This window comes from Desulfurivibrio nitratireducens, from assembly GCF_044068515.1.
Lineage (GTDB): Bacteria > Desulfobacterota > Desulfobulbia > Desulfobulbales > Desulfurivibrionaceae > Desulfurivibrio.
The window spans coordinates 1-4,629 of the sequence record NZ_JBIPKI010000077.1 but is presented as its reverse complement, the minus strand read 5'-3'; the positions used below and the strand labels follow the sequence as shown (position 1 = coordinate 4,629).

The following is a 4,629-nucleotide window of genomic DNA, read 5'->3' as shown; positions in this document are numbered from 1 at the left end:
GTGGCCCTTGCTTCAGGCTCGGGTCGGAAGTTGCCCTCCTCCCCGGCCGCCGGCAAACCGGCCAGCAATTGGTCCAGCCGCCCGATGATATCGGCGGTGGGGGCGATCTGGCCGGCCCGGGTGGCCCGGACCATGGCCATTTCCAGCACCAGCCGGGGCCGGGTGGCATATTGCATTTCTTCGATGCCCTTGAAGAGCAGATTGAAGGTATAGAGCAGGGTCTCGGAGCCGTGGGCGGCGGCCAGCTCCCGCAGGGCGCCCAGTTCCTGGTCGGCCAGATCCAGCAGGCGTTCGGGCTGATCGGTGGCGGAGCAGATTACCAGGTTGCGGAAGTAATTGAGCAAATCGCCGGCAAAGCGCTTGAGATCGATGCCGGCCCGGTAGCACTGGTCGAAAAGCTCCAGGCAGCGGGCCAGGTCGCCGGCCAGCAGGGCCCGGGCCAGGCGCTCGAAAATTCGGCGGTCCACCAGGCCCAGCATCTGGCGGACATCATCGTCGCTGACCTGCTCGCCGCCGAAGGAGAAAACCTGGTCCAGCAGGCTGAGGCCGTCGCGGACGCTGCCGTCGGCCTCGCGGGTGATCATTTCCAGGGCCGAGTCGGGCATGGCCACCTTTTCGGCCGCCGCCACCCGGCGGAAAAAATCGAACAGTTCGGCAAAGGCCACCCGGGTCAATTCATAGCGCTGGCAACGGGAAAGGATGGTAACCGGAATCTTGTGCAGCTCGGTGGTGGCCAGCATGAAATAGACATGGGCCGGCGGCTCTTCCAGGGTCTTCAACAGGGCGTTGAAGGCCGGATCGGTGAGCATGTGCACTTCATCGATGATAACGATTTTGTATTTGCCGGCCACCGGCATGAAGCGGATATTTTCCCGCAGCTCGCGGATCTCGTCGATGCCGCGGTTGCTGGCCCCGTCGATTTCATGCAGATCGACGGCGCTGCCGGCATTGAATTCCCGGCAGGAAGCACACTGATTGCAGGGGCGCCGGGCCCGCTCCTCGGCCCGGCAATTGAGGGCCTTGGCCATCAGCCGGGCCAGGGTGGTCTTGCCGACCCCCCGAACCCCGGAAAACAGCAGGGCATGGGCCACCCGGTCCAGCCGCAGAGCATTCTGGAGGGTCTGCACCACCGGACGCTGCCCCACCACCTCGGCAAAGGTCCGGGGCCGCCACTTTCTGGCCAATACAAGATAAGACATCCCACCCCAAAAACTTACAGCGAGGAAACAAACCCGTAAAGGTGCAGCAGTGCCGCAGGTTGCGGCAAGCGGGGGGGCGCCGCGTACGTCGGTACGCAAGCCGCTCCGATCGCCGCAAGATGCGGTGCTGCTGCACCTTTACGAAAAAAATGATAGCCAGGCACCCCCGCGGCACACAGATAAACTCGCTACCGCTGCTTCCTCCCGGACCTGACGGGGTTTGCGAGTCTCTGTTGCGCGGGACCCGGCTATCAAACTCAAAGCTCGTCGATCCTTAACGCGGCCTGGCGGAGAGGGTGGGATTCGAACCCACGGTACGTTGCCGTACACACGCGTTCCAGGCGTGCACCTTCAACCGCTCGGTCACCTCTCCGGGGCACTGTTCATGCGCACGGCCCGGCAACCGGCAACCGCACGAATCGGGGCAGTCTACAATGAATTGCCGACTTTTGGAAGGGCAAAAAACATCTAAGCGCCATAATGGGCTTGGGCCCGAATCAGCAGTACTATCAGGTCATCGTCGTGGATCGAATAGATGATCCGGTCTTGGTTGCTCCGGTGCCCGGAACAGTATCCTTGCAAATCGCCAACCAGCGCCTTGCCCGAATAAGGGTCAACGGCCAAACGATTCTTGATTCACCCCCGCCAAAGGCGCCGCAAACCGGAAAGGACTTAGCCGGCGACCGGCTAAGTCCTTGTTTTTTCTGGCGGAGAGGGTGGGATTCGAACCCACGGTACCCAGAAGGTACAACGGATTTCGAGTCCGTCCCGTTCGACCACTCCGGCACCTCTCCCACAAATTTTCGTCGCGACCCGCTTGGGCCTCGGCCGTCTCGGCGACGGTCGAGGCAATTTACCGTAAGCCCGGCCCGACAACAAGGATTGTTTTGGCGACCCTCGGTCTGGCGGCTGAATCGGCCGGGGCGCCGCCGGGTAATTGTTCCACCGCGGCCCGGGCCAGGGCCGCTAAGGCGGATGGCCCCCAGGGTAAATATTCAGCCGCGCCGGGCCCGGAAAAAATCCCGCAACAGTTCACCACACTCCGCGGCCAGCACCCCGCCATGGACGGCAAAACGGTGATTGAAGCGGGGATCTTCGGCCAGCCGGTAGAGGGAAGCCACCGCCCCGGCCTTGGGATCCAGGGCTCCGAAGACCAGGCGGGCGATCCGGGCCTGGATCATGGCCCCGACACACATCACGCAGGGCTCCAGGGTTACATAAAGGGTGGTGCCGGCCAGGCGGTGATTGCCCAGCCGGAGCGCCGCCTGGCGCAGGACCAGAATTTCGGCGTGGGCGCTGGGATCGCAATCCCCGATGGTCCGGTTGCCGGCGGCGGCCAGCATCCGCCCGTCCGCGGCGACCAGCAGGGCTCCGATGGGTACTTCGTCCCGCCCGGCCGCGGCTTGGGCCTCGAGCAGGGCCCGGCCCATATTAGTCAGATCATCAGCTGGCGGCACCGCTCTCTCGTCGGGTTGAATCCATGCCCCGGAGGCCGGAGCAAACCGGATGCCCGGGCAAAGCGCTCATGAGGGCCTAATAGAGCCGGGGCCCGCTTCAGCCGGCCGCGGGACGTTTCTGCTTGGCGGCGAAATTGGCGGCCTCCCAGCCGGCGACGCAGCCCTCACCCACCGCCTTGGCCATCTGCCAGGGCGGCCCGGCAATATCGCCGGCGGCGTAAATGCCGGGCAGATTGGTTTCCTGCCGCTTGTTGGTCTCGATGAAGGAAAAGGTTTCGCTGTCCATGGCCACCCCCATGGTGGCGGCCAGATCCATGGCCCCCTTGGCCCCCAGTTCGATGAAGACCCCTTCAACCTCCAGGTTCTTGCCGCTTTCCAGCAGCAGGCCGGTGACCGCCTTGTCCCCCAGAATTTCCTTGACCCATTCACCTTCGTGGACCTGGACCGGGCTTTGGGCCAGCTCGGCGCGCAACTCCGGGGAAGCGGCCAGCTCCCGGGTGACCAGGTGAACTTCGGCGGCGTAGCGGGTCAGAGTAACGGCCCCGTCCACCGCCGCCGACTCGTTGCCTACCACCGCCACCTTGGCATTGCGATAGAAGTTGGCGTCGCAATCCACGCAATAGCTGACTCCCTTGCCGCCCAGCTCTTTTTCGCCCTTGACCTTGAGCTTCTTGCGGGCGTTGCCGGTGGCGAAAATCAGGGTCCGGGCCGCCAGTTCACGGCCGCTTTCGATTTTAACCTTGAAGAGTTCCCCGTCCTGCTCGATATTAAGGACGTCCTCGGCGATGGTTTCGGCGCCGAAACGCTGAGCCTGCTCCAGGGCCGCCGCCATCAGGTCGGCCCCCTCGCTGACTCCCGGCACGCAAAGGTAGTTTTCCACGTGAGCCTTATAGATGCTGCTGCGCTCAACCTTGCCCAGCACCACGACGTCAGCCTTCTTGCGGACCGCGTGGACCGCCGCCTGGAGGCCGGCCGGACCGCTGCCGATAATCAGCACATCAATAATCCGTTCAGTCATTACTTCCTCTCTTTGGCAATATTGGTCCGCCTCCGTTTTCCGGCGGCCTGGCGGCAAGGCAGCCCTGCCCGGGCGCTCGTTTAGTTCGGGAGACCGGTTCAAGCTCCGGGTTGCGACCGATGTTAGATGCGGGCTTCCACCTCGACACCTTTTTCCCGCAGGGTCTTGAGGACCCCGTTAAGCTGAACCGCGTTGCAATCTTCAACGGCGTAAACATTTTTCATCCCGTCATTGAAGTAGAGGGTGAACCGGCCGCGGTCATCGAGTTCGGCCCGGCGGATATGATCGCGATCCAGCCATGGTTTGAGTTCTTCGATAAAATCCAGCAATGAACATGTTTTCATGGTGGTCTCCTGTGTAGATGATTTGGCCCGGCAACCGACATGGGTGGTTTCAGCAGAGAGTTTACCGCTTGCCGCCCGCTTTGACAAGCGTGGCCAACCTGATTCAATCACCCCCGGTGCCCGATCAGGCGGCAACCATCAACCAACGGCTGAAGCGGCGGCCGCAACCTTAAATCAAGCGGTGAGAAAAAAGTAGCCTCCGCCAACCAGGATAACGCTGGCGGCGCGAAAAAGCTGGCTGTAAACAATCAGTTCCGCCGCCAGGCCCGGGGGGAAAATGCCGGCGTAATAGGGCAATTGATGGCGCAGGGCCTGAATCGGCGCCGCGATGACGGTGCCGACCAGCAAGGCCAGAACCACTTCGCGGTGGACCAGGGTATGGCCATCGAGCAGGGCCCCGGCCGCCGCCAGCCCGGCGGTCAACTCGGTCGCCGCCACCAGGATGATGACCCCGATGCTTTCCGGGGGCAGAAAGGGTATCAGGCCGATATTTTCCTCGACCCAGCCGCTGAAGCGGGCAAAATATCCCAGGCGGTCAGCCAGAAAAAAGAGCCCGTAAATGGGGGCGGTGATCAGCATGATCCGCCCCAGCCGGCTCCGCAGGCGCCGAC

Annotated in this window: 4 protein-coding genes, 2 tRNA genes, 1 other RNA gene and 1 pseudogene; all 8 read right to left on the bottom strand. The window is 63.0% G+C overall.

Annotated elements, in window-relative coordinates; translation table 11 throughout:
• The coding region (gene dnaX, locus ACHHTY_RS11765) for a DNA polymerase III subunit gamma/tau (RefSeq protein ID WP_395494354.1) at positions 1-1,199 on the bottom strand (1,199 nt) is incomplete at its 3' end.
• A gap of 151 nt (positions 1,200-1,350) precedes the next feature.
• Positions 1,351-1,449, bottom strand: an RNA gene (ffs, locus tag ACHHTY_RS11760) — signal recognition particle sRNA small type.
• A gap of 35 nt (positions 1,450-1,484) precedes the next feature.
• Positions 1,485-1,572: transfer RNA gene (locus ACHHTY_RS11755), tRNA-Ser, on the bottom strand.
• 332 nt (positions 1,573-1,904) lie between these two features.
• Positions 1,905-1,993: transfer RNA gene (locus tag ACHHTY_RS11750), tRNA-Ser, on the bottom strand.
• A 201-nt stretch (positions 1,994-2,194) separates the two neighbouring features.
• Positions 2,195-2,629, bottom strand: a complete 435-nt coding sequence (gene tadA / locus ACHHTY_RS11745) for a tRNA adenosine(34) deaminase TadA (protein WP_395494355.1) — start codon at positions 2,627-2,629, stop codon at positions 2,195-2,197.
• Positions 2,630-2,753: 124 nt separating this feature from the next.
• A complete protein-coding gene (locus ACHHTY_RS11740) occupies positions 2,754-3,674 on the bottom strand; it encodes an NAD(P)/FAD-dependent oxidoreductase (protein ID WP_395494353.1) in 921 nt (306 codons plus the stop codon).
• Positions 3,675-3,796: 122 nt separating this feature from the next.
• The gene (locus tag ACHHTY_RS11735; protein ID WP_395494352.1) at positions 3,797-4,018 is read right to left on the bottom strand and encodes a cell division protein FtsQ/DivIB; all 222 of its coding nucleotides are present in this window, start codon (positions 4,016-4,018) and stop codon (positions 3,797-3,799) included.
• Between the two features lie 174 nt (positions 4,019-4,192).
• Positions 4,193-4,629 (bottom strand): annotated as a pseudogene (locus tag ACHHTY_RS11730) (hypothetical protein); the annotation flags it as partial.